The organism is Pseudomonas sp. GM84, assembly GCF_000282535.1.
Taxonomy (GTDB): domain Bacteria; phylum Pseudomonadota; class Gammaproteobacteria; order Pseudomonadales; family Pseudomonadaceae; genus Aquipseudomonas.
The window spans coordinates 1-24539 of sequence record NZ_AKJC01000133.1 but is presented as its reverse complement, the minus strand read 5'-3'; the positions used below and the strand labels follow the sequence as shown (position 1 = coordinate 24539).

19 protein-coding genes are annotated in these 24539 nt (G+C 63.4%); 7 read left to right on the top strand and 12 right to left on the bottom strand.

Annotation, left to right across the window (positions count from 1 at the left end; translation table 11 throughout):
- From mfd to PMI38_RS26580, 3 genes are all read left to right on the top strand, one after another.
- Positions 1–3178, top strand: a 3178-nt coding sequence (mfd, locus tag PMI38_RS11800) for a transcription-repair coupling factor (protein WP_043273475.1), incomplete at its 5' end; no start/stop codon positions are given.
- A gap of 9 nt (positions 3179–3187) precedes the next feature.
- Positions 3188–3760 carry a CsiV family protein gene (locus tag PMI38_RS11795; RefSeq protein ID WP_008094117.1) on the top strand — a complete coding sequence of 191 codons (573 nt, stop codon included), beginning with the start codon at positions 3188–3190 and terminating at the stop codon, positions 3758–3760.
- 1 nt (position 3761) lies between these two features.
- Positions 3762–7088 carry a DEAD/DEAH box helicase gene (locus PMI38_RS26580; protein ID WP_008094115.1) on the top strand — a complete coding sequence of 1109 codons (3327 nt, stop codon included), beginning with the start codon at positions 3762–3764 and terminating at the stop codon, positions 7086–7088.
- Positions 7089–7203: 115 nt separating this feature from the next.
- Here the strand turns inward: PMI38_RS26580 and nagZ are convergent, their stop codons facing one another.
- Genes nagZ through PMI38_RS11775 form a run of 3 tightly spaced genes read right to left on the bottom strand, consistent with a single transcriptional unit; the run spans position 7204 to position 9497 of the window.
- Positions 7204–8202, bottom strand: a complete 999-nt coding sequence (gene nagZ / locus PMI38_RS11785; protein WP_177324907.1) for a beta-N-acetylhexosaminidase — start codon at positions 8200–8202, stop codon at positions 7204–7206.
- A 22-nt stretch (positions 8203–8224) separates the two neighbouring features.
- Positions 8225–8749, bottom strand: coding sequence for a L,D-transpeptidase (locus PMI38_RS11780; RefSeq protein ID WP_008094111.1), 525 nt, complete (start codon positions 8747–8749; stop codon positions 8225–8227).
- Between the two features lie 40 nt (positions 8750–8789).
- A complete protein-coding gene (locus PMI38_RS11775) occupies positions 8790–9497 on the bottom strand; it encodes a TetR/AcrR family transcriptional regulator (RefSeq protein ID WP_008094110.1) in 708 nt (235 codons plus the stop codon).
- Between the two features lie 221 nt (positions 9498–9718).
- On the opposite strand from PMI38_RS11775, the gene lexA reads away from it, so the two are divergent.
- Together lexA and sulA are read left to right on the top strand one after the other, a co-directional pair.
- Complete coding sequence (gene lexA / locus PMI38_RS11770) at positions 9719–10327, top strand: transcriptional repressor LexA (protein ID WP_008094109.1); 609 nt, start codon at positions 9719–9721, stop codon at positions 10325–10327.
- 13 nt (positions 10328–10340) lie between these two features.
- Positions 10341–10817, top strand: a complete 477-nt coding sequence (gene sulA / locus PMI38_RS11765) for an SOS-induced cell division inhibitor SulA (RefSeq protein WP_008094108.1) — start codon at positions 10341–10343, stop codon at positions 10815–10817.
- A gap of 39 nt (positions 10818–10856) precedes the next feature.
- Here sulA and PMI38_RS11760 read toward each other — a convergent pair whose 3' ends face one another.
- From PMI38_RS11760 to PMI38_RS11730, 7 genes are all read right to left on the bottom strand, one after another.
- A complete protein-coding gene (locus PMI38_RS11760; RefSeq protein WP_004376430.1) occupies positions 10857–11090 on the bottom strand; it encodes a hypothetical protein in 234 nt (77 codons plus the stop codon).
- Between the two features lie 50 nt (positions 11091–11140).
- Positions 11141–11656 carry a DUF6586 family protein gene (locus PMI38_RS11755; RefSeq protein ID WP_008094102.1) on the bottom strand — a complete coding sequence of 172 codons (516 nt, stop codon included), beginning with the start codon at positions 11654–11656 and terminating at the stop codon, positions 11141–11143.
- Positions 11657–11771: 115 nt separating this feature from the next.
- Entirely contained in the window at positions 11772–14384 is a 2613-nt protein-coding gene (topA, locus tag PMI38_RS11750; RefSeq protein ID WP_008094100.1) for a type I DNA topoisomerase, read from the bottom strand.
- Between the two features lie 100 nt (positions 14385–14484).
- Positions 14485–14736: a DUF1653 domain-containing protein gene (locus PMI38_RS11745; RefSeq protein WP_008094098.1), complete on the bottom strand. Its 252-nt coding sequence runs from the start codon at positions 14734–14736 to the stop codon at positions 14485–14487.
- A gap of 80 nt (positions 14737–14816) precedes the next feature.
- Positions 14817–15992: an acetyl-CoA C-acyltransferase FadA gene (fadA, locus tag PMI38_RS11740; protein ID WP_008094097.1), complete on the bottom strand. Its 1176-nt coding sequence runs from the start codon at positions 15990–15992 to the stop codon at positions 14817–14819.
- Between the two features lie 31 nt (positions 15993–16023).
- Positions 16024–18171 (bottom strand): fatty acid oxidation complex subunit alpha FadB, encoded by a 2148-nt coding sequence (fadB, locus tag PMI38_RS11735; RefSeq protein WP_008094094.1) that lies wholly within the window; start codon positions 18169–18171, stop codon positions 16024–16026.
- A 499-nt stretch (positions 18172–18670) separates the two neighbouring features.
- Complete coding sequence (locus tag PMI38_RS11730) at positions 18671–19108, bottom strand: hypothetical protein (RefSeq protein ID WP_008094092.1); 438 nt, start codon at positions 19106–19108, stop codon at positions 18671–18673.
- Between the two features lie 109 nt (positions 19109–19217).
- Here PMI38_RS11730 and PMI38_RS11725 point away from each other — a divergent pair, with 109 nt between their 5' ends.
- Entirely contained in the window at positions 19218–19658 is a 441-nt protein-coding gene (locus PMI38_RS11725) for a universal stress protein (RefSeq protein WP_008094089.1), read from the top strand.
- 119 nt (positions 19659–19777) lie between these two features.
- Here PMI38_RS11725 and PMI38_RS11720 read toward each other — a convergent pair whose 3' ends face one another.
- A complete protein-coding gene (locus PMI38_RS11720; RefSeq protein WP_043273472.1) occupies positions 19778–21706 on the bottom strand; it encodes an ATP-binding cassette domain-containing protein in 1929 nt (642 codons plus the stop codon).
- Positions 21707–21927: 221 nt separating this feature from the next.
- On the opposite strand from PMI38_RS11720, the gene PMI38_RS11715 reads away from it, so the two are divergent.
- Positions 21928–23856 (top strand): transglycosylase SLT domain-containing protein, encoded by a 1929-nt coding sequence (locus tag PMI38_RS11715; protein ID WP_008094086.1) that lies wholly within the window; start codon positions 21928–21930, stop codon positions 23854–23856.
- A 118-nt stretch (positions 23857–23974) separates the two neighbouring features.
- Here PMI38_RS11715 and PMI38_RS11710 read toward each other — a convergent pair.
- The coding region (locus tag PMI38_RS11710) for an MOSC domain-containing protein (protein ID WP_043273470.1) at positions 23975–24539 on the bottom strand (565 nt) is incomplete at its 5' end.

Sequence of the window (24539 nt, the reverse complement as noted above, 5' to 3'; positions counted from 1 at the left end):
CATCCCCAGCCTCTACCGGCTGCCGGAGCTGAGCCATGGCATCCTCGTCGTGCCGATCACCACCGCCCTGCACCGCCTGGCGCCAACGCGCTTTCTGCTCGGCAGCAGCCTGGTGCTGGACGTGGGCCAGACCATCGACGTGGAACAGATGCGCACGCGCCTGGAAGCCAGTGGCTACCGCTGCGTCGACACGGTCTACGAGCATGGCGAGTTCGCCGTGCGCGGGGCGCTGATCGACCTGTTCCCGATGGGCAGCAAGCTGCCCTACCGCATCGACCTGTTCGACGACGAAATCGAGACCCTGCGCACCTTCGACCCGGAGACCCAGCGCTCGATCGACAAGGTCGACTCGATCCGCCTGCTGCCGGCGCGCGAATTCCCCATGCAGAAGGAAGAGGTGACGCGCTTCAAGGCGCGCTTCCGCGAGCGTTTCGACGTCGACTTCCGCCGCAGCGCGATCTTCCAGGACCTGGCCAGCGGCATCATTCCCGCCGGCATCGAGTACTACCTGCCGCTGTTCTTCGAAGAAACCTCGACCCTGTTCGACTACCTGCCCAGCGACACCCAGGTGTTCTCCCTGCCGGGCGTCGAACAGGCCGCCGAGCACTTCTGGAACGATGTGCGCGGGCGTTATGAAGACCGCCGCGGCGACCTGACCCGCCCACTGCTGCCACCGGCCGAGCTGTTCCTGCCGGTAGAAGACTGCTTCGCCCAGCTCAAGCAGTGGCCACGGGTGGTGGTCAGCGCCGACGAAGTGGAACCGGGTGCCGGCCGCGAGCGCTTCCCTGCACGCGCCCTGCCCAACCTGGCCATCGAGGCCAAGGCCAACCAGCCATTGGCGGCATTGTCCGAATTCCTCGACCAGTTCCCTGGCCGGGTGCTGTTCACTGCCGAGTCGGCGGGTCGTCGCGAGGTCCTGCTGGAGCTGCTCGAACGCCTCAAGCTGAGGCCGCAGACGGTCGAAGGCTGGACTGACTTCATTACCGGCAAGGAACGCCTGGCGATCACCATCGCCCCGCTCGACGAGGGCCTGCTGCTCGAAGACCCGGGCCTGGCCCTGGTCGCCGAAAGCCCGCTGTTCGGCCAGCGCGTGATGCAGCGCCGGCGCCGCGACAAGCGCGGCGAGGCCGCCAACGATGCGGTCATCAAGAACCTCACCGAACTGCGTGAAGGCGCGCCGGTGGTGCACATCGACCACGGCGTAGGGCGTTACCTGGGCCTGGCCACCCTGGAGATCGAAGGCCAGGCCGCCGAGTTCCTGACCCTGGAATACGCCGAGGGCGCCAAGCTCTACGTGCCGGTGGCCAACCTGCACCTGATCGCCCGCTACACCGGCAGCGACGACGCCCTGGCGCCCCTGCACAGGCTGGGCTCGGAAGCCTGGCAGAAGGCCAAGCGCAAGGCCGCCGAGCAGGTTCGCGACGTGGCTGCCGAGCTGCTCGATATCTACGCCCGCCGTGCCGCGCGCAAAGGCTACGCCTTCGCCGACCCGGCTGCCGACTATGCCACCTTCAGTGCCGGCTTCCCCTTCGAGGAAACCCCGGACCAGCAGAACGCCATCGAAGCCGTGCGCGCCGACATGCTCGCGGCCAAGCCGATGGACCGCCTGGTGTGTGGCGATGTCGGTTTCGGCAAGACCGAAGTGGCCATGCGCGCGGCCTTCATTGCCGTGCACAGTGGCCGCCAGGTGGCCGTCCTGGTGCCCACCACCCTGCTCGCCCAGCAGCACTACAACAGCTTCCGCGACCGCTTCGCCGACTGGCCGGTGACGGTCGAGGTGATGAGCCGCTTCAAGTCGGCCAAGGAAGTGGCCGCCGCCGCCGCCGACCTCGCCGAAGGCAAGATCGATATCCTCATCGGCACCCACAAGCTGCTGCAGGATGATGTGCGCTTCAAGGACCTGGGCCTGGTGGTGATCGACGAAGAGCACCGCTTCGGCGTACGCCAGAAGGAGCAGCTCAAGGCCCTGCGCAGCGAGGTGGATATCCTCACCCTGACCGCCACGCCGATCCCGCGCACCCTGAACATGGCCGTGGCCGGCATGCGCGACTTGTCGATCATCGCCACGCCACCGGCGCGGCGCCTGTCGGTGCGCACCTTCGTCATGGAGCACAACAACAGCACGGTCAAGGAAGCCCTGCTGCGGGAGCTGCTGCGCGGCGGCCAGGTGTACTACCTGCACAACGACGTGAAGACCATCGAGAAGTGCGCCGCCGACCTCGCCGAACTGGTTCCGGAAGCGCGTATCGGCATCGGCCACGGGCAGATGCGCGAGCGTGAACTGGAACAGGTGATGAGCGACTTCTACCACAAGCGCTTCAACGTGCTGATCGCCTCGACCATCATCGAAACCGGCATCGACGTGCCCAGCGCCAACACCATCGTCATCGAGCGCGCCGACAAGTTCGGCCTGGCCCAGCTGCACCAGCTGCGCGGCCGGGTCGGGCGCAGCCACCACCAGGCTTACGCCTACCTGCTGACCCCTGCGCGGCAGAAGGTCAGCAGCGACGCCGAGAAGCGCCTGGAGGCCATCGCCAACACCCAGGACCTGGGGGCAGGCTTCGTCCTGGCCACCAACGACCTGGAAATCCGCGGTGCCGGCGAGCTGCTCGGCGAAGGCCAGAGCGGACAGATCCAGGCCGTGGGCTTCACCCTCTACATGGAAATGCTCGAACGCGCGGTCAAGGCCATCCGCAAGGGTGCGCAACCGAACCTCGAGCAGCCCCTGAGTGGCGGCCCGGAGATCAACCTGCGCCTGCCGGCGCTGATCCCCGAGGACTACCTGCCGGACGTGCACGCGCGCCTGATCCTGTACAAACGCATTGCCTCGGCGGCCGACGAAGAAGGCCTCAAGGACCTGCAGGTGGAAATGATCGACCGCTTCGGCCTGTTGCCCGAGCCGACCAAGAACCTGATGCGCCTGACCCAACTCAAGCTGCAGGCAGAAAAGCTCGGCATCAAGAAAGTCGACGCCGGCCCCAATGGCGGCAAGCTCGAATTCGAGGCCGAAACCCCCGTCGACCCGCTGACCCTGATCAAGCTGATCCAGGGCCAGCCCAAACGCTACAAGTTCGAAGGCGCGACCCAGTTCCGCTTCCTCGTGCCAATGGAACGCCCCGACGAACGATTCAACACTTTGGAAGCGCTGTTCGAGCGCTTGACCCCACAGACAGCCTAAGGAAGAAACATGCGTGCCATCCGTTGCCTGACCTTGTTGCTTGCGCTGTTCGCGCCGGCCGCCTTCGCCGAAGGCTTGTATCAGGTGGAAATGATCCTGGTGCGGCAAAACAGCGTGCCCGCCTTCACCAGCCCGTTCGCGCCGGAAGACTGGAGCGCCGGCGCCCCGCGCCTGGACAAGGGTGCCGAACGCCCACTGGCGCTGGAAGATGAAGTCACCCGCCTGCAGGCCACCGCCGACTACACCGTGCTGCTGCACAAGGCCTGGCAGCAGCAGGTCGGCAGCGAGCCCAGCCGCATCGCCCTGGGCGCCGGCCAGGAGCAGTTCGGGCACTTCCCGATCGAAGGCAACCTGAGCCTCACCGAAGGCCGCTTCATCGCAGTGGAGGCCAACTTCTGGGTCAACCAGCTCGACAGCAACGGCAACGTGCTGCAGAGCGAACAGTTCAAGCAGAACAACAGCAACATGAAGGGCGGCCAGCTGACCTTCATGGACGGCGGCCACCTGGCGCTGCTGTTGAAGGTTACCCCGCCCGGCACACCGAAAACGCCGGTGATGGACCCGGAGATGATGGAGCAGTGATGTGAGCAAGGAGGATGCGCAGCAGCTGCTGAAGGCTCACCCGGACTGGGTCGACTACATCCAGGAGGGAGCCCTGAAGCGAGGCCGCGAATACGCCGCGCAAGCGCGCACGCGAATCCTGTCACTGAATGAAAAGTCCATCGAAGCCACCTGCGAGGGATCGTCTGGTGAACGCTACAGCCAGACGATCCAACTGCTGCTGAACGGCCCCGAACTGCGCATTTTCGGGCGCTGCAGCTGCCCGGTCGGCTTGAATTGCAAACACTGTGTCGCCGTCGTGCTGAATGTGCAGCAGGGTGGCCGGCCGCTCGACAGCCAGATGGCCCCACAGCAAGCGGCGCTGCTGCTGTCCCCTGCTCTCGACCAATGGGTTGAGACACTCGAAACCACCGGGCAACGGGTGGCCGCGCCCAAGCCCCAACGCAAAGGCCCGGCCATTCACTACCTGATCCATGCGGGCAATCAGCATTGCACGCTGGAAGTGGTCAAAGGCACCCGGCAAGCGGACGACACCGTGCACTTTGGCAAGATCACCTCCTTGCCTGAACTGATCTACTACCCACCCCGCTACGTCACCCAGGACGATGCCCGGTTGCTGCGCCTGATCGATGCCAGCAGCGATGCGACGCGCCCCGTGGTCGACCTGGAAGGCAAGCAAGGTGCGGAATTGCTCGGCTACGCCCTGGCCACAGGGCGCCTGCATTACAACAGCGATCCCCTCCCGCTGCTGGCCGGGCCGGAAATTCAGGCCAGGTTCCGCTGGGTCAGGCTGGATGATGGCAGCTACCGTGGCGCCTGGTACCACGGCGAGCAGACCCAATTGCTGGCACTGCCCGTCGAACCCATGTACTACGTCGACCGAACGGCGCACCTGCTTGGCAAGCTGCAACATGACCTGGACCCCTTCATTGCCAGCCAGCTTGCACGCGCGCCCACCGTCCCAGAACACCTGGTCGTACCCTTGAGTCATCGATTGAACGCCTTGAACCGCCAAGTCCCAACGCCTACCACCGTCAGCACCGAGCAGCTCGATGGCGTCCTGCCAAGAGGTCATCTGACCCTCGGCAGCCTCGAATTCAGCGCCTACATGCCCAAGACCGGCCGTATGCAGCGCCAGATGCAACACCGCGCCGCCTTGTCGTTCGACTACGATGGCCTGCGCGCCATCGGCAGTGACGACAAGCCCCTGGCCCGCCTGATCGGCGCCACCAGCCAGCGTATTCGCCGCCAGCCCCAGGCCGAGCAGGCGCTGCGCAAGGCCCTGCGCGACCTCGGCTTCAAGCCCGCCACCCGGCAGAGCAAGGCACTCCCCGACAGCGCCGGCGAGATGCACCAGCTGCCCGATGACGAAGCCTGGCTGCACTTCGCCCGCGAAGGCTTGCCGCGCTTGCGCGAAGCGGGTTGGGACATCGACATTCACCGCGATTTCGCCTTCAACCTGCAGGAAGTGGACGACTGGTACGCCAGCATCGACGAAGCCCCAGGCCACGAATGGTTCGACCTGGAGCTGGGCATCGTCGTCGACGGCCAGCGCCACAGCCTGCTGCCGATCGTGCTGCAACTGCTGCGCAGCAACCCGGAACTGCTGCGCCCCAGCGAGCTGGCCCGACGCAGTGACGACGAGCACCTGCTGATCGACCTCAACCGTGGCCGCCTGGACAGCCCGGCACTTCGCGTCGCCTTGCCCTACGGGCGGATCAAGGCGGTGATGGGCACCCTTGGCGAGCTGTACCTGCACGAAGACGCCGTCGGCCCGACCCTGCGCATGGTCCGCGCCGACGCGGCGCGCCTGAACGACATCGAGCACCTGCCCCTGCACTGGGAAGGCGGCGCCCATGTGCGTGACCTCGGCCGGCGCCTGCGCGATGCCCGCGACCTGCAGGTCGAACTGCCCACCGAGCTGAACGCAACCCTGCGCCCCTACCAGCAGCAAGGCCTGAACTGGCTCCAGGCCCTGCGCGAAATGGGCACTGGCGGCATCCTCGGCGACGACATGGGTCTGGGCAAGACCCTGCAGACCCTCGCCCACCTGCTGCTGGAAAAGCAGCACGGGCGCCTGGCCAACCCGGCCCTGGCGGTAATGCCCACCAGCCTTGTGCCCAACTGGCTGGACGAGGCCCACCGCTTCGCCCCGGGCCTGCGCGTGCTGGCCCTGCACGGCCCTGGCCGCAGCAAGCATTTCGACAAGCTGGGCGACTACGACCTGGTGCTCACCACCTATGCCCTGGTGCCGCGGGACCTGCCTCACCTGCGCGAAAAAACCTGGAGCGTGCTGGTGCTCGACGAAGCGCAGAACATCAAGAGCAGCACCAGCAAGGCCGCCCTCGCCGTCTGCGAGTTGCAGGCCAACCAGCGCCTGTGCCTGACCGGCACGCCGATGGAAAACAACCTGGGCGAGCTGTGGTCACTCTTCCACTTCCTGATGCCCGGCTGGCTGGGCGAGGTCAAGCGCTTCAACCAGGAGTACCGCGCGCCGATCGAGCGCCATGGCGACAGCGAGCGCCTGGCCCACCTGGTCAGCCGCATACGCCCGTTCCTGCTGCGCCGCACCAAGGAACAGGTGGCCACCGAACTGCCGGCCAAGACCGAAATGGTCCACTGGGTCGAGCTCAGCGACGCCCAGCGCGACACCTACGAGGCGGTGCGGGTGGCCATGGACAGGAAAGTGCGCGACGAGATTGCCCGCAACGGCGCGTCACGCAGCCAGATCGTGATCCTCGACGCCCTGCTCAAGCTGCGCCAGGTGTGCTGCGACCTGCGCCTGGTCAAAGGCGTCGAGAGCAAAGGCAACCAGGCCGACAAAGGCAAGCTCGGCGCACTGCTGGAGATGCTCGACGAGCTGCTCAGCGAAGGGCGGCGGGTTTTGCTGTTTTCGCAGTTCACTTCGATGCTGGCGCTGATCGAGGAGGAGTTGGAAAAACGCAAGATCCGCTACAGCCTGCTCACCGGCGACACCCGCGACCGGCGCACGCCGGTGCAGCAGTTCCAGCAGGGCGACAGCGAGGTGTTTCTGATCAGCCTCAAGGCCGGCGGCGTCGGCCTGAACCTGACGGCTGCGGATACGGTGATCCACTTCGACCCGTGGTGGAACCCGGCCAGCGAAAACCAGGCCACCGACCGCGCCTATCGAATCGGCCAGGACAAGCCGGTGTTCGTGTTCAAGCTGATTACCCGGGGTACGGTGGAAGAGAAGATCCAGCAATTGCAGCAGGAGAAGGCCGCGTTGGCGGCGAGCCTGCTTGATGGCGGGCAGGCGGGGCAGTGGCGGCTTGGGGATGAGGAGATCGAAGCGCTGTTTGCCCCATTGCCCGGAAAGCGTGGGCGCTAGGACCGGCCCCTTCGCGGGACAAGCCCGCTCCCACAGGAACACTGCAATGGTCAATCGAGTGCAAATTCCTGTGGGAGCGGGCTTGTCCCGCGAAGGGGCCGGTACAGCCCGCTGATCAGTCGATCAACTGCGCGTCCTTCAAAGCCCCCAGCGCCTCCAGCCAACGCGGTTGCTGTCGGTAATCGGTACGCGCAAAGCCCTGCCCTCGCATCCGCGCAATCCGCGACGAAGGCTTGACCTTCAAGCGCTGCGCCGCAGTTAACGCCAGCTCAGCCGCCGCCCGGTCATTGCACACCAGGCCCATGTCGCAACCGGCGCTCAACGCCGCCTCGATACGGTTCGCCGCATCGCCGACCACATGCGCCCCAGCCATCGACAGGTCATCACTGAAGATCACCCCGTCAAAGCCCAGCTCGCCACGCAGGATGTCCTGCAGCCAACGGCGCGAGAACCCGGCAGGCTGGTTGTCGATCTGCGGGTAGATGACGTGCGCCGGCATCACCGCCGCCAGCTGCCCACTGAGACGGGTGAACGGCACCAGGTCGGCCTGGCGCAGTTGCTCCAGGCTACGCTCGTCGGTGGGGATGGCCACGTGCGAGTCCGCCTCGGCCCAGCCATGCCCTGGGAAGTGCTTGCCGCAAGCGGCCATGCCCGCGGCGTTCATGCCGCGAATGAACGCACCGGCCAATTGCGTGGCACGCTGGGGGTCGCCTTCGAAGGCACGGCTGCCAACCACCGCGCTGCGCTGGTGATCCAGGTCCAGTACCGGAGCGAAACTCAGGTCCAGGCCGACCGCCAGCACCTCGGTGGCCATCAACCAGCCGCATTGCTCGGCCAGGTACTCGGCATTGGCGTTGTCGGCGATCGCGCGCATGGCGGGCAACCGTACGAAACCTTGACGCAGACGCTGCACCCGACCGCCCTCCTGATCCACCGCGAGGATCAGGTCGGGGCGCACGGCGCGGATAGACGCACACAGCTCACGCACCTGGCGCGGGCTGTCGATGTTGCGGGCAAAGATGATCAGGCCGGCCACTTCAGGCTGGCGCAAGAGCTGGCGGTCCTCGGCGGTCAGCCATTTACCGGCGATATCCACCATCAGGGAGCCTTGCAGGCTGGCGGTCATAGACAATCCTTCATTGCAAACTAATGGAAGCCCACTGAGGGCAGGCGGCCTCGTCGATACGCACCGGGCAATGCGCCGGTACACGCTCGAACAGGCCAATCAGATCGGTGTTGCGCAGGCGTATGCAGCCATGGGACAGCGGTACGCCCAAGGGTTCCGTGTCCGGCGTGCCATGCAGGTAGATGTAGCGGCGGAAGGTGTCCACCGCGCCCAGACGATTGACTCCCGGCTCGCAACCACTGAGCCAGAGGATGCGGGTCAGGATCCAGTCACGCCCGGGAAATTGCGCGTGCAAGGGCGGCGACCAGATCTCACCGGTCCAGCGCCGCTCGCTTAGCACTGCATTGAGTGGCAAGCCCGCGCCGATTCTCGCGCGCACCTGATGCAACCCACGCGGCGTACACCCCGAGCCATTGCGCTCGCCGGCGCCGTTGCGCGCGGTAGACACTTCCAGGCGCACGCGCAGCTGCCCATGGGCAAAGCCATAGAGGCGCTGATCGGCGAGGGAGATGTGCAGGAAATCGAGGTCGGGCATGGGCGCTAGCTTAGCCGAAGCGCCCTGCCCCGCCCAGCCTTCAGGCCTTGGCGGTGGTGCTGCCGGTCTTGCTGCGCGGGCGTAGCTGGGCCGAGGCCATGGCATTGTCGGTAACGCCACTGTCGGCGCGCATGCCAGCCGCCAGGAATGGCACCATCAGGCGCATGACCTGCTCGATCGAGGTATTGATGCCGAAATCGGTTTCGGCAATGGCGCGCAGGGCCTTGATACCGGACATGCTGAACGCTGCGGCACCGAGCATGAAGTGCACGCGCCAGAACAGTTCCAGCGGCGGAATGCGCGGCGCCGCCTCATTGACCAGCAGCATGTAGCGGCGGAACACCTTGCCGTACATGTCCTCAAGGTAGCGACGCAAATGCCCCTGGCTCTGGCTGAAGGCAAGGCCCAGCAGGCGCATGAAGATCGACAGGTCGTTGTTGCTGCGTGGTTGAACCGCCAGGGCCTGCTCGACCAGCATCTCCAGCAGCTCTTCGAGGCTGGGCTTTTGCTCGGGCTTGGCCTGGCGCCGTTCCAGCTCGCGTTCGAGGCTGGCGCAGAACGGCCCGAGGAAGCGAGAGAAGACAGCCTGGATCAGTGCCTTCTTCGAACCGAAATGGTAGTTGACCGCCGCCAGGTTGACCCCGGCCTTGCTGGTAATCAGCCGCAACGAGGTTTCCGCAAACCCCCTTTCCGCGAACAGCTGCTCGGCAGCATCGAGAATGCGTTCAACGGTTTCCGATTGGGCCATGACTACTCCGGCAGGCAGACAAACAGGTGTTTGAAACATACGTTTCAGACCTGCCTGTGTCAAGGTCAGGTGACCGGGCGGTCGCCATTTAAATGCGCCAAGCTGCAGGCTGCAAGCGCCATGATGAGCCGATTGCGGCTTTTAATGCATCTTTGGCGCTTGCAGCGCATCCAGTACTGTATATAATTCCAGTCACTGTATAAAAAGACAGAGCGCTCGCCATGTTGAAACTGACGCCACGCCAAGCCGAAATCCTGGCTTTCATCAAACGCTGCCTCGAAGACAACGGCTTCCCGCCAACCCGCGCGGAAATCGCCCAGGAGCTGGGCTTCAAGTCACCCAACGCTGCTGAAGAGCACCTCAAGGCGCTCGCCCGCAAGGGTGCCATCGAAATGACCCCGGGGGCATCGCGCGGCATCCGCATCCCAGGCGTCGAAGCCAAGAGCGAAGAAAGCGGCCTGCCGATCATTGGCCGGGTCGCGGCCGGTGCGCCGATCCTCGCCGAACAGCACATCGAGCAATCCTGCAACATCAACCCGACCTTCTTCCACCCTCGCGCCGACTACTTGCTGCGTGTACACGGCATGAGCATGAAGGACGTCGGCATCTTCGACGGCGACCTGCTGGCAGTGCACACCTGCCGCGAGGCCCGCAATGGCCAGATCGTCGTTGCCCGTATCGGCGATGAAGTGACCGTCAAGCGCTTCAAGCGCGAAGGCAACAGGGTCTGGCTGATCGCTGAAAACCCCGAATTCGCCCCTATCGAAGTCGACCTGAAAGAACAGGATCTGGTGATCGAAGGTTTGAGTGTCGGCGTTATTCGCCGCTGATCCAGGAGGCGTCATGCAGCAGTTCACCCAAACACACCAGCAGGTTCAGCTTCCATTGTTCGAAGCCTTCCTTGCACAACCGGTTTTGCCAGGCCTGAAGGCCACTGAGCAGGCACGAAAAAGCAGCCGGCCGGAGCTGTTCAGCGAACTGTCCCTGCGTGGCGCACCCGAGCATTGCCAGAGCCTGTTGGCACCGGTATTGCGCGAATTGAGCGAAGAGCAAGAGGCCCGCTGGTTGACCCTGATCGCCCCGCCCGCCAGCCTGACCCAGGCCTGGCTGCGCGATGCCGGCCTGAACCGCGAGCGCATCCTGCTGTTGCAGCCAGGTGGCAACCAGAGTGCGCTGCAACTGGCCTGCGAAGCCTTGCGCCTGGGGCGCAGCCACACGGTGGTGAGCTGGCTGGGTAGTGTCAATGCCACGGCACGCCAGCAACTAGTACGTGCCGCCAGTGTCGGAAACGCAAAAAGCCTGAACATCCGCCTCGGCTGATGTTCAGGCTTTGCCTGTCTCGCGATTGATAATCGGGGTTTAGTGCAGCACGCGCGGCCCTTCGTCGCGCTCCAACTCGCCATCCATGAGACGGCCAGCCATCTGCACACCGACACTCAGCATGGCTTTGGCGACTTCGACATGTTGGCCCTGCAGGAATGCCTTGGCGTCTTCCGAGAAATCCAGGGTTACCAGGGAGCCTTCATCCTCGGCGCGACGCAGTTCGATCCGGCCATCAGGCAACTCGACAATTTCCAGAAACGACGTAGACATATAGGGCTGTTCTCCACGAAAGGCCAGTAGTGTACCAGCCGCGACGGCTATCAGCACTCACTCAACGCGTCACGGAAACGTCTCACCAAGCCCTTGAGATTGCTGCGCCAGCTTTCCAGTTCCTCACGCGAAAGCGCAGGCTGCTCGGGTTGATCGAGATTGACGGCCTGGATCAGGGGCTGGGTGACATCGGTTTTCGGCGTTTTCTTCACGACAGGTGGTCGGAACAAATCGGCATAAGCGCTGAGCAGTTGCGCCAACCAGGTTTCGCGTTGACGGGCCAGCTCCAGCAACTCGGCCACTTCTGGAATGGCGATGGCATTCAGGGCGTCGTCGGCGAGCAGCTGTTCGACAGTGGGGGCTGTCGGCAACCGATAGTAGCCAGCGATCTCATGACACAACCCCAGCAACGCACCATACAGGTGGAATAACGCTGACTCGCGCTCGGCCTGGACCAGGCCCTGGGCATTCATCGCCTGACTTTCGACTGCCTTGGCCATGGATTCCAGGGCAAGGCCGGCGAAGAACAGTTTCTGGTTGGTGCGGGTGTAGAGTTCCTGGGCCATGTCGGGTGGCCTCCTTAAAGGCTGCAGGGCGAATACCTGCAGTTTCAAGGATCGGGGGGTGCTTGTCACCAATGAAATGGGGCCGCAAAGCGGCCCCAATCAATGCACAGAAGAATCAGCGCTTGTCTTCGACTTTCCAGGCATTGCCGTCGTAGAAGGCCTTCCAGCCGGTCGGCTTGCCATCGACCTCGGACTGCACGTACTGCTCCTTGGTCTTGCGGCTGTAGCGAATTACCGCCGGGCGGCCATCCGGGTCCTTCTGCGGCGCATCGCAAAGGAAGTGATACTTCGGGTCGATCTCATGCTTGTGCGGCAGGATCTCCAGCACCAGCGGCGCGCGTGTTTCGCGGTTCTTGGGGAACTGGCTGGCCGCCAGGAACAACCCCGAAGCACCATCACGCAGCACATAGGTGTCGTCGACCTTCTCGCACTTGAGCTCCGGCATCTCCACCTTGTCCATCTTCGGTGGCGCTGCCTCACCGCTCTTGAGCAGCTTGCGGGTGTTCTTGCACGTCGGGTTGGTGCAACCGAAGAACTTGCCGAAGCGGCCTGTCTTGAGCTGCATCTCGCTGCCGCACTTGTCGCACTCCAGGCTCGGCCCTTCGTAGCCCTTGATGCGGTAGCTGCCTTCTTCGATCTCGTAGCCGACGCAATCAGGGTTGTTACCGCAGATATGCAGCTTGTGCTTCTCGTCGAGCAGGTAGGCATCCATGGCCGTGGCGCAGATCGGGCAGCGGTGCTTGCCACGCAGCACGAGGGATTCGGACTCGCCCTCGTCGTCGGCGGCAATCTCGTCGCCCGGTACCAGGTTGACGGTGGCCTTGCAGCGCTCTTTCGGCGGCAGGGTGTAACCCGAGCAGCCGAGGAACACGCCGGTGGAGGCGGTACGAATCATCATCGGCCGGCCACATTCCTTGCACGGAATGTTGGTCATGGTCGGCTGGTTGGCGCGCATGCCGTTTTCGGCAGACTCGGCGGTCAGCAGCTTCTTGCTGAAATCACCGTAGAACTCGTCGAGCACGTGCTTCCAGTCACGCTCACCCTGGGCCACGTCGTCGAGGTTCTCTTCCATACCGGCGGTGAAGCCGTAGTCCATCAGGTTGGAGAAGCTTTCCGACAGGCGCTCGGTGACGATGTCACCCATCTTCTCGGAGTAGAAACGACGGTTGTGCAGCGTGACGTAACCGCGGTCCTGGATGGTGGAAATGATCGCCGCGTAGGTCGACGGGCGGCCGATACCGCGCTTTTCCATTTCCTTGACCAAGCTGGCTTCGGTAAAGCGTGCCGGCGGCTTGGTGAAGTGCTGGCTCGGGTCGAGCTGAATCAGCTTCAGCGACTCGCCCTGGGCCATTTCCGGCAGCACGTCGTCTTCGCCCGGCTTGCTCTGTTGCGGCAGCACGCGGGTGTAACCGTCGAACTTGAGGATGCGGCCCTTGGCGCGCAGCTCGAAATCGCCAGCGGCCACGGTGACGCTGGTGGACAGGTACTGCGCCGGCGGCATCTGGCAGGCCAGGAACTGGCGCCAGATCAGCTCGTACAGACGCTCGGCGTCCCGCTCCATGCCACTGAGCTTGGTCGGGTGGGTGTTGACGTCGGACGGGCGAATCGCTTCGTGCGCCTCCTGGGCGCCTTCCTTGCTGCCGTACACCAGCGGCGCTTCCGGCAGGTACTGCTTGCCGAACTCACGCTCGATGTAGCTGCGCGCCATGTCCAGGGCGTCGGCCGACAGGTTGGTCGAATCGGTACGCATGTAAGTGATGTAGCCGGCTTCGTACAGACGCTGGGCCATCATCATGGTTTTCTTCACCCCGAAGCCCAGGCGATTGCTCGCAGCCTGCTGCAGGGTGGAGGTGATGAACGGTGCCGACGGCTTGCTGCTGGTCGGGCGATCTTCGCGCTTGATGACGCTGTAGCTGGAATCTTTGAGCTTCTCCAGCGCAGCCATGGCCTGGGCTTCATTCAGCGGCTTGAACGCTTCGCCCTTCTCGCGAGCCACTTCGAAGCGCACCTGGGCGTTCTTGGCGGTGCCGAGGTCGGCGTGCACTTCCCAGTACTCTTCGGGGTTGAAGGCACGGATCTCGCGCTCACGCTCGACCACCAGCTTCACCGCCACCGACTGCACGCGCCCGGCCGACAGGCCACGGGCGATCTTGGACCACAGCAGCGGCGAAACCATGTAGCCCACTACGCGGTCGAGGAAGCGGCGTGCCTGCTGGGCATTGACGCGATCGATGTCCAGCTCGCCAGGCTGCGAGAACGCTTCCTGGATGGCTTTCTTGGTAATTTCGTTGAACACCACGCGCTTGTAGCGGGTGTCATCGCCGCCGATGGCCTCGCGCAGGTGCCAGGCAATGGCTTCCCCTTCGCGGTCCAAGTCGGTTGCGAGATAGATGGTGTCGGCATCTTTGGCCAGGCGGCGCAGCTCTTCGATCACCTTTTCCTTGCCGGGCAGGATCTCGTATTTGGCCTTCCAGCCGTGCTCGGGGTCGACGCCCATGCGTGCCACCAGCTGGCGGCGAGCCTTTTCTTTCGGCGACAGGGCCGGAGCCTCACCCGCAGCAGCCTTGCCACGCTTGGCGGCCGGCTCTTTGCTGGCGCTGGCCGAACCGCTGGTGGGGAGGTCACGGATGTGGCCGATACTCGACTTCACCACGTACTGGTTGCCCAGGTACTTGTTGATGGTCTTGGCCTTGGCCGGGGATTCCACTATGACCAGCGATTTGCCCATGGATCGGAGTATTCCTGAATCTGAAGATGAAAAACGCGTCAGGTGCCAGACGCGGCACCGCTATATATAGTGGCAAAAGAGTGAGGTCAAGCGCGGTCGTTCACTCTTGCGACTTGCCAGGCACCCCAGGCAGCCCTTCTTCGGCCTTGACCAAAGCAAAGCGCGGCACCTGCTCGCCGTCAACCTCGACGGACTCCTGGAACATGGAAAGAGGGCGTACCCAATAGCTGTAATCACCATACAGGCATTGGTAGAAGACCATCCACTCTTCGCTTTCGGAGTGCCGTGCAACACTGAAGACACGGTACTCAGGCCCTTTGTAATGCCGGTATACGCCTGGTTGTATCTGCATGCCGCTTACCCTCTTGAAACTATTTTCGTAAAAAAACAAAAACCGGGGCACGAGGCCCCGGCTGCTGCCTTGCGTTGCGATCAGACGCGTTCGAAGACAGTGGTGATGCCTTGACCCAGGCCGACACACATGGTGGCCACACCCAGGGTACCGCCATTTTGCTTCATGACGTTGAGCAGGGTGCCGGAAATCCGCGCCCCGGAGCAACCGAACGGGTGGCCCAACGCAATGGCGCCGCCGTGCAGGTTAACCTTCTCATTCATCTTGTCGAGCACTTTCAAGTCTTTCAGCACAGGCAGGGCCTGTGCAGCGAAGGCTTCGTTGAGCTCGATGAAGTCGATGTCGGCCATGGTCAGGCCAGCGCGCTTGAGGGCTTTCTGGGTCGACGGCACCGGGCCGTAGCCCATGATTGCCGGGTCGACACCGGCCACGGCCATGGCGCGGATCACGGCCAGCGGCTGGATGCCGAGGTCCATGGCACGCTGGCCGGACATGACGATCATGCACGAAGCACCGTCGGTAATCTGCGACGAAGTACCGGCGGTGACGGTACCCCCTTTGGGGTTGAACGCAGGCTTCAGCGAAGCCAGGCCTTCCAGGGTGGTTTCCGGGCGAATGGTCTCGTCGAAGTCGAACACCTTCAGGAAGCCGTTCTCGTCATACCCTTGCATCGGGATGATCTCGTCCTTGAACTTGCCTTCGACAGTCGCCTTGTGGGCGAGCTGGTGCGAACGCAGGCCGAACAGGTCCTGCTGCTCACGGGTGATGCCATGCATCTTGCCCAGCATCTCGGCGGTCAGGCCCATCATCCCGGACGCCTTGGCCGCGTGCAGGGACAGGTGCGGGTTGGGGTCGACGCCATGCATCATGCTGACGTGGCCCATGTGCTCCACGCCACCGACCACGAACACATCGCCGTTGCCGGTCATGATCGCCTGGGCAGCGGTGTGCAGCGCGCTCATCGACGAGCCGCACAGGCGGCTGACGGTCTGGGCGGCCGAGGTGTGCGGGATCTGGGTCATCAACGACGCCATGCGGGCGATGTTCCAGCCCTGCTCCAGGGTCTGGTTGACGCAGCCCCAGATCACGTCCTCGACTTCTTTCGGGTCGACCTTGTCGTTGCGCTCGAGCAACTTGCTGATCAGGTGCGCCGACATGTCTTCGGCGCGGGTGTTGCGGTGCATGCCACCCTTGGAGCGGCCCATCGGCGTGCGACCGAAGTCGACAATCACCACGTCTCTTGGATTCAGGCTCATATCAATATTCTCGCTCTAGCTCTTTGACCGCTCAGTTGAAGAAGCGCTGGCCGCTCTTGGCCATTTCACGCAGCTTCGCAGTCGGGTGGTACAGCGGCCCCAGGTCGGCGTACTGATCGGCCAGGGCGACGAACTCGGCCACGCCGATCGAGTCGATGTAGCGCAGCGCACCACCACGGAAGGGAGGGAAACCAATGCCGTAGACCAGGCCCATGTCCGCTTCGGCAGCCGTTTCGACGATGCCATCTTCCAGGCAGCGCACGGTCTCCAGGCACAGCGGTACCATCATCCAGTTGATGATGTCTTCGTCAGTGACTTCGCGCTGTTCGAAGACGATCGGCTTGAGCACATCGAGCACGGTGGCATCGAAGACCTTCTTCGGCTTGCCGCGCTTGTCGGTCTCGTAGGCGTAGAAGCCCTTGCCGTTCTTCTGACCCAGGCGGTTTGCCTCGTACAGGGCGTCAACGGCCGAGCGACGCTCGTCCTTCATGCGATCCGGGAAGCCTTCGGCCATCACGTCGCGGCCATGGTGGCCGGTGTCGATGCCGACCACGTCCATCAGGTAGGCCGGGCCCATCGGCCAGCCGAACTTCTCCATGACCTTGTCGATGCGCACGAAGTCGACGCCAGCGCTGACCAGCTTGGCGAAACCGCCGAAGTACGGGAACAGCACGCGGTTGACCAGGAAGCCCGGGCAATCGTTGACCACGATCGGGTTCTTGCCCATCTTCTTGGCGTAAGCCACGGTGGTGGCAACCGCCACGTCACTGGACTTCTCGCCACGGATGACTTCGACCAGCGGCATCATGTGCACCGGGTTGAAGAAGTGCATGCCGACGAAGTTCTCGGGGCGCTTGAGGGCCTTGGCCAGCAGGTTGATGGAGATGGTCGAGGTGTTGGAGGCGAGGATCGCGTCCTCTTTCACCTGGCCTTCCACTTCCGCCAGCACGGCTTGCTTGACCTTCGGGTTCTCGACCACGGCTTCGACGACAATGTCGACGTTGGCGAAATCACCGTAGGACAGGGTCGGACGAATGGCGTTGAGTGCCTCGGCCATTTTCGCCGGGGTCAGGCGGCCCTTCTCGACGCGTTTGCCAAGCAGCTTGGACGCTTCGTTGAGGCCCAGTTGAATGGCTTCCTCGCGGATGTCCTTCATCAGGATCGGGGTGCCTTTGACCGCCGACTGGTAGGCGATGCCGCCGCCCATGATACCGGCGCCGAGCACGGCGGCCTGTTTCACGTCGTGGGCAATCTCGTCGTGGGCCTTGGCCTTGCGCTTGAGTTCCTGGTCGTTCAGGAACAGGCCGATCAGGCTCTCGGCGACCGAGGTCTTGGCCAGCTTGGCAAAACCTGCCGCTTCGACTTCCAGGGCCTTGTCACGGCCGAAGTTGGCGGCCTTCTGGATGCTCTTGATGGCTTCGACCGGTGCCGGGTAGTTCGGGCCGGCCTGGCCCGCGACGAAGCCTTTGGCGGTTTCGAAGGCCATCATCTGCTCGATGGCGTTGAGCTTGAGCTTTTCCAGCTTGGGCTGGCGCTTGGCCTTGTAGTCCAGCTCGCCGCTGATGGCGCGCTTGATCAGGTCGAGGGCACCGGCCTGCAGCAGTTCAGGGGCGACCACAGCGTCGACGGCACCGACCTTCAGCGCGTCTTCGGCGCGGTTTTCCTTGCCGGCGGCGATCCACTCGATGGCGTTGTCCGAGCCGATCAGACGCGGCAGGCGCACGGTACCGCCGAAGCCCGGGTAGATCCCCAGCTTGACTTCGGGCAGGCCGATCTTGGCGCTGCTGGACATGACCCGATAGTCGGCCGCCAGGCACATTTCCAGGCCGCCACCCAGGGCGATGCCGTTGATGGCCGCCACGGTCGGGACTTCGAGGTCTTCGAAGGCGTTGAAGATACGATTGGCTTCCAGGCTGCCGGCCACCAGCTCGGCTTCGGGCAGCTTGAAGTTTTCGACGAATTCGGTGATGTCGGCGCCGACGATGAACACGTCCTTGCCACTGCTGACGATCACACCTTTCACCGAGGCGTCGGCCTTGATGGCGTCGACGGCCTGGCGCAGCTCGTCCAGGGTCAGGCGATTGAACTTGTTGACGGACTCACCCTTGAGGTCGAACTTCAGTTCGACGATGCCGCTTTCAAGAGCCTTAACCGTGATGGCTTTACCTTCGTAAATCATCAACTGATCTCCACGATATGGAAGCTGAACTGTACACGCCGATCGCTGGTGAAAAAGCAGCCCTTCGCTGCCCTTGCCCCAGGCACACCCGTCAGCGCGCTAGTCGGGATTCTGTTCGAGCGGTGTGACATACAAACGCTCAATTCATACGCCCGTTTGATTTGGGTCTGCACACATTCTCCGAAAAGATCCGCGTTGTCAAATGCTCACGAGCACGGTGAAAACGCGACTTTCCGGTCATTTTCCATCAGCCGGGGGCAAAACATGGTGACAGTGATTGCTGATCATTCATGTCAGCGATTGACCACGAAAGTGGCCCAGAGGTGCATTTTTCATGCACGGAGCGCAAACCTGGCTACACTCCCACTCGCTCCCTGAAATTCCCGGCCTGCCTGGCCTTTTCTGCAGTGCAGAAACGACAAAGCGGCAACCCAGCAGCACCTCGAAGGGCGCTGCCGGGTTGCCGCTTTGTCGTTACGGTACAGCCGTTACGCTGCGATCAAGCGAGGGTTTCGAAGGCGTGAGCAATATCCTGCAACACAGATTTATCACCCCGTTCGCTCCAGTACAGCGCGATCATGCGCGTGTCGGCTTCGACCTTGTAGACGGTCTCTGGCAGGCGGGCGAACACTTCCATCAGGCGCGGCTCCTCGCACACTTCACGCCACTTGTTCCACCACACACCAGGGCTGACCTGCCAGTAGCACCAGCTGTCCTCATGCCCCCGACGCCGGGCCCGGTGGTACTGCGGGCAAGGGCTGGGCGGTTCCTTTTCCAGCCAGTGCGGCCACTGCTGCGGCGCCAGTTGCATGGCCAGGCCCATGCGCCGCGCCTCCAGGCGCAGGCTCATCTGTTCGCCCTGTTTGCGCGACAGGCGCAACCAGGAAAGCGGACTTAGAATCAGCGCAAGGATTGACACCACCAGCCATACCGTCATATCTGTAGATTCCATAAAGCGTTGCAAATGAGCGGGTTACTCGGTTTCACGGAAGACCTGCCCGAAAGCGACCATACTTCTACTATCGCGATTGTCAGGAGTACAGCTCATGTCCTACGAACATCTTCTGGTCGCCGTCGACCTCACCGAAGAGTGCGACCCGGTGATCAAACGTGCCATGAAGCTCGCCGAACCTACCGGTGCCAAGGTTTCGCTGGTGCACATCGTCGAACCGATGGCCATGGCCTTTGGCGGCGATGTACCCATGGACCTTTCGCAACTGCAACAGCAGCAGTTCGACCAGGCCAAAGAGCGCATGGAACGGCTGTTCAACAAGTATCCCGACATCAACCGTGGCGATTCACACCTGACCTACGGCCAGCCACGCCAGGAAATCCACCAACTGGCCAAGGACCAGCAGTGCGACCTGATCGTAGTGGGCAGCCATGGCCGGCATGGCCTGGCGTTGCTACTGGGCTCCACTGCCAATGACGTGCTGCACGGCGCGCCGTGCGACGTGCTGGCGGTGCGGTTGCAGAAAAAGGAATGATGTAGCCAGCACTGGCCTCATCGCCGGCAAGCCGGCTCCCACAGGGCTGTCACAGATCCAGAGAACTGCGCAGTACCTGTGGGAGCCGGCTTGCCGGCGATAGGGCCAAAAGGTCGAACTCAGCCTTCCAGCTCAGCCCAACGCTCTACCAGCACATCCAGCTCGCCCTGCAATTTCTCGATCTGCGCCAGCACCGCCGAAGTCTCGGCAATCGGCCGCTGATAGAAGCCAGCTGCATTGACCTCTTCCTGAGCCACCGCCATGCGCTGTTCCAGCGCGTCGATCTGCCCCGGCAACATCTCCAGCTCGCGCTGCAACTTGTAGCTGAGCTTCTTCTTCGCGGCATCGGCCACCGGCGCCACCGGCTCAGGCGCAGCCTCGACCGGCGCCTTCTCGACCACCGCACTGTTGAGTTCGGACTTGCCGCCCTTGCTTTCGGTCACGCCCAGCAACTTCGGCGAACCACCCTGGCGGATCCAGTCTTCGTAGCCGCCCACGTATTCGCGTACCTTACCCTCCCCTTCGAACACCAGGGTGCTGGTGACCACGTTATCGAGGAACGCCCGGTCGTGGCTGACCATCAGTACCGTGCCTTTGTAGTTGCACAGCACTTCTTCCAGCAGCTCGAGGGTTTCCACATCGAGGTCGTTGGTCGGTTCGTCGAGCACCAGCAGGTTGGCCGGCTTGCTGAACAGCTTGGCCAGCAGCAGGCGCGCACGCTCACCACCGGACAACGCCTTGACCGGCGTGCGGGCACGTTGCGGGCTGAACAGGAAGTCACCGAGGTAGCTCAGCACATGCCGGCTCTGGCCATCGATGTCGATGAAGTCGCGGCCTTCGGCCAGGTTGTCGATCACGGTCTTTTCCAGCTCGAGCTGGTGGCGCATCTGGTCGAAATAGGCGACTTCCAGCTTGGTACCACGCTCGACCTTGCCCGATGTGGGCTCCAGGTCACCCAGCATCAGCTTGAGCAGCGTGGTCTTGCCGGTGCCGTTGGCGCCCAGCAGGCCAATACGGTCCTGACGCTGCAGGACCATGGAGAAGTCCTTGACCAGCATCGGTCCTTCAGGGTGCGAGAAGCTGACGTTTTCCAGCACCATCACCTGCTTGCCGGATTTCTCCGCCGCTTCGATCTGGATGTTCGCCTTGCCCTGGCGGTCGCGCCGCTCGCTGCGCTCGACGCGCAGGGCCTTGAGCGCACGAACTCGGCCTTCGTTACGGGTACGGCGAGCCTTGATGCCCTGGCGGATCCACACCTCTTCCTGGGCCAGGCGCTTGTCGAACAGCGCGTTGGCGGTTTCCTCGGCGGCCAGCGCGGCCTCCTTGTGCACCAGGAAGCTGGCGTAGTCGCCGTTCCAGTCGATCAGGCCGCCGCGGTCCAGTTCGAGGATGCGGGTGGCCAGGTTCTGCAGGAAGGAACGGTCGTGGGTGATGAACAGCACAGCACCGTTGAAGCCGTTCAGGGCCTCTTCGAGCCAGGCGATGGCACCGATGTCCAGGTGGTTGGTCGGCTCGTCGAGCAGCAGCAGGTCAGGCTCGGAAACCAGCGCCTGCGCCAGCAGGACGCGACGACGCCAGCCACCGGAGAGCTCGGCCAGGGTTTTCTCGGCCGGCAGCTGCAGGCGGCTCAGGGTGCTTTCCACCACCTGCTGCAGGCGCCAGCCGTCACGCGCTTCCAGTTCGTGCTGGACGTGCATGAGCTTTTCCAGGTCTTCGTCGCCGTGGATGTTCTGGCTAAGGTGGTGGTATTCGGCCAGCAGCTCGCCGACGCCATCCAGCCCGGCGGCCACAACGTCGAACACGCTGCGCTCGTCCGCCACCGGCAGCTCCTGCGGCAATTCGCCGATCTTCAGACCGGGGGCGCGCCAGATCTCGCCGTCATCGCCTTTCTGCTCGCCCTTTACCAGGCGTAGCATGCTGGACTTGCCGGTGCCGTTGCGGCCGATGATGCACACCCGCTCGCCACGGGCGATCTGCCAGGACACTTTGTCCAGCAGCGGCATCGCGCCGAATGCGAGGGACACATCGCTGAATTTGAGCAGGGTCATGTTCGTCTCCAGAAAGCGGGCGCGCATTCTACCTGAGTTGGCCCGTTCCAGCATTAAGTTGACCTCCCTGCCAGGGTATTGCGACATCCGGTCGGTGTTAACGCCTTGATACAAGCACAGTGCTTTCACCCGCTGCCGGCAAACGGCTAAGCTAAGGCAATAGCTTCCAACAGTGCTGGCTTCGCCGTCACTTTCCCATGGTTCAACTGCCCGGACGTATCATGCGCAGCCGCCTGTTACAGATTGCTTCCTGCCTGCTGCTCACCGCCGCCACCGCCAACGTGGCGCAGGCCACCGACCTCACCCTTCAGCGCCAGTACTACGACCAGGCCAAGCGTGCACTGGCCAAGGGCGACAAAGGCCCTTACCTGCGCTATGCCCAGGAACTGCGCGACTATCCACTGACGCCCTACCTGGCCTACGACGAACTCACCGCGCGCCTCAAGAGCGCCAGCAACGAGGAAATCGAAGGTTTCCTCGCCAAGCACGGCGACCTGCCCCAGGCCAACTGGATGAAACTGCGCTGGTTGCGTTGGCTGGCAGAACGTGGCGAGTGGAACACCTTCGTCAAGTACTACGACCCCAAGCTCAACTTCACCGAGCTGGACTGCCTCAATGGCCAGTACGAGCTGAGCCACGGCAAGCGTGCCGAAGGCTATGCCAGCGCCGAGAAACTGTGGAACGTGGGCAAGTCGCAACCGGCCGCCTGTGACACCCTGTTCGGCATGTGGGCCGCCGAAGGTCAACTGACCGAGGCCAAGCGCTGGAACCGCGCCAAGCTGGCGGCCCAGGCACGTAACTACAGCCTGGCCAACAGCCTGGTCCAGGGCCTGACCACGCTCGGCCCGCAGGGTCGTTTGCTGATCGACGTGGCGCAGAAGCCCGAGCTGCTCAATCAACCGTCGCGCTTCACCCCCGTCAATGAAGCCATGTCCGACGTGGTCAGCCTCGGCCTGCGCCGCCTGGCCCGCCAGGACCCTGAACGGGCCATGGCACTGCTTGACGATTACGCCCAGCGCATGCACTTCTCTCGCGACGAAAAGGTCGCCATCGCCCGCGAGATCGGCCTGACCCTGGCGCGCCGCTACGACCCGCGGGCCCTCGACCTGATGACCCGCTACGACCCTGAACTGCGCGACAACACCGTCAGCGAGTGGCGCCTGCGCCTGTTGCTGCGCCTGGGCCGCTGGGAAGATGCCTACGAGCTGACCAAACGCCTGCCGCAGGACCTGGCCAGCAGTAACCGCTGGAAGTACTGGCAAGCGCGCAGCCTGGAGCTTGCGCAGCCGAACAACCCGCAGGTTCCGCTGCTGTACAAGAACGTGGCGCGCGAGCGCGACTTCTACGGCTTCCTCGCCGCCGACCGTGCGCAGACGCCGTACCAGCTGAACAACAAACCGCTGGTGCTGAGCCCGGCATTGGTCAAAAAGGTGCGCAACACCCCAGGCGTGCAGCGCGCCCTGGAATTCCATGCCCGCGGGCAGATCGTCGAAGGCCGCCGCGAGTGGTACCACGTGAGCCGCCACTTTACCCGGGACGAAATGGTCGCCCAGGCGCGCCTGGCCTATGACCTGCGCTGGTACTTCCCGGCCATTCGCACCATCAGCCAGGCGCAGTACTGGGACGACCTGGATATCCGCTTCCCGATGGCCCACCGCGATACCCTGGTGCGCGAAGCCAAGGTACGCGGCCTGCATTCGAGCTGGGTGTTCGCCATCACGCGCCAGGAAAGCGCGTTCATGGAAGATGCCCGCTCCAGCGTCGGCGCCAGTGGCCTGATGCAGCTGATGCCAGCCACGGCCAAGGAAACCGCACGCAAGTTCAGCATTCCGCTGGCATCGCCCCAGCAGGTGTTCAACCCGGACAAGAACATCCAACTGGGCGCGGCCTACCTGAGCCAGGTGCACAGCCAGTTCAACGGCAACCGGGTACTGGCATCGGCGGCATACAACGCAGGGCCGGGGCGTGTGCGCCAGTGGCTCAAGGGCGCCAAGCATTTGAGCTTCGATGTGTGGGTGGAATCGATTCCGTTCGACGAAACGCGCCAGTACGTGCAGAACGTGCTGTCGTACTCGGTGATCTACGGGCAGAAGCTCAATGCGCCGCAGCCGCTGGTGGACTGGCATGAGCGGTATTTCGATGACAACTGATAGCTGCTGAGCTTCGACCGGCCTCATCGCCGGCAAGCCGGCTCCCACAGGTGCTCCACTGCCCTCAAGGCCTGTGCTGTACCTGTGGGAGCCGGCTTGCCGGCGATGAGGCCAAGCACTACTCCAAAATCTCGACCGCCATCCCCACTTCCAGCCTACCGCTGCCGTCCACCGCCAGGTTCTGCCCGAACAGGATATCCCCCTCCTTCTCCCGGAAGGTCTTCAAGGTAGTCAGCGGCTCACGGTCCGGGCTGCGCTCCCCGGTCGCAGGATCCAGTGTGGTGAAGATGCACCGCACACTGGGCTTGAGCACTCGAAACTCCAGCTCGCCAATACGAATCCGCTTCCAGCCATCTTCGGCGAATGGCTCGGCCCCCTGCACCACCAGGTTCGGTCGGAAACGCAGCATTTCCATTGGCCGGCCTATCCGCCGGTTCAACTCGTCCAACGAACCCTGCCCTATGAGCAGCAATGGGAAGCCATCGGGAAACGCCGCGCGGTCACTGTTCAGACCATAACCGTTGGGCAGGTAGCGCGCCCGTTGCTCCGGGCAATAGACCAGGCGCAGGGGTTTGCCCAGCAGCTGCGACAACCAGGCCGCCGCCTCGTCACCCGCATCGGGCACACGCAACGTGTCGCGCCAGAGGGTCACCCCCCGCAAGCTGTCATCGGCGGCGGGCACC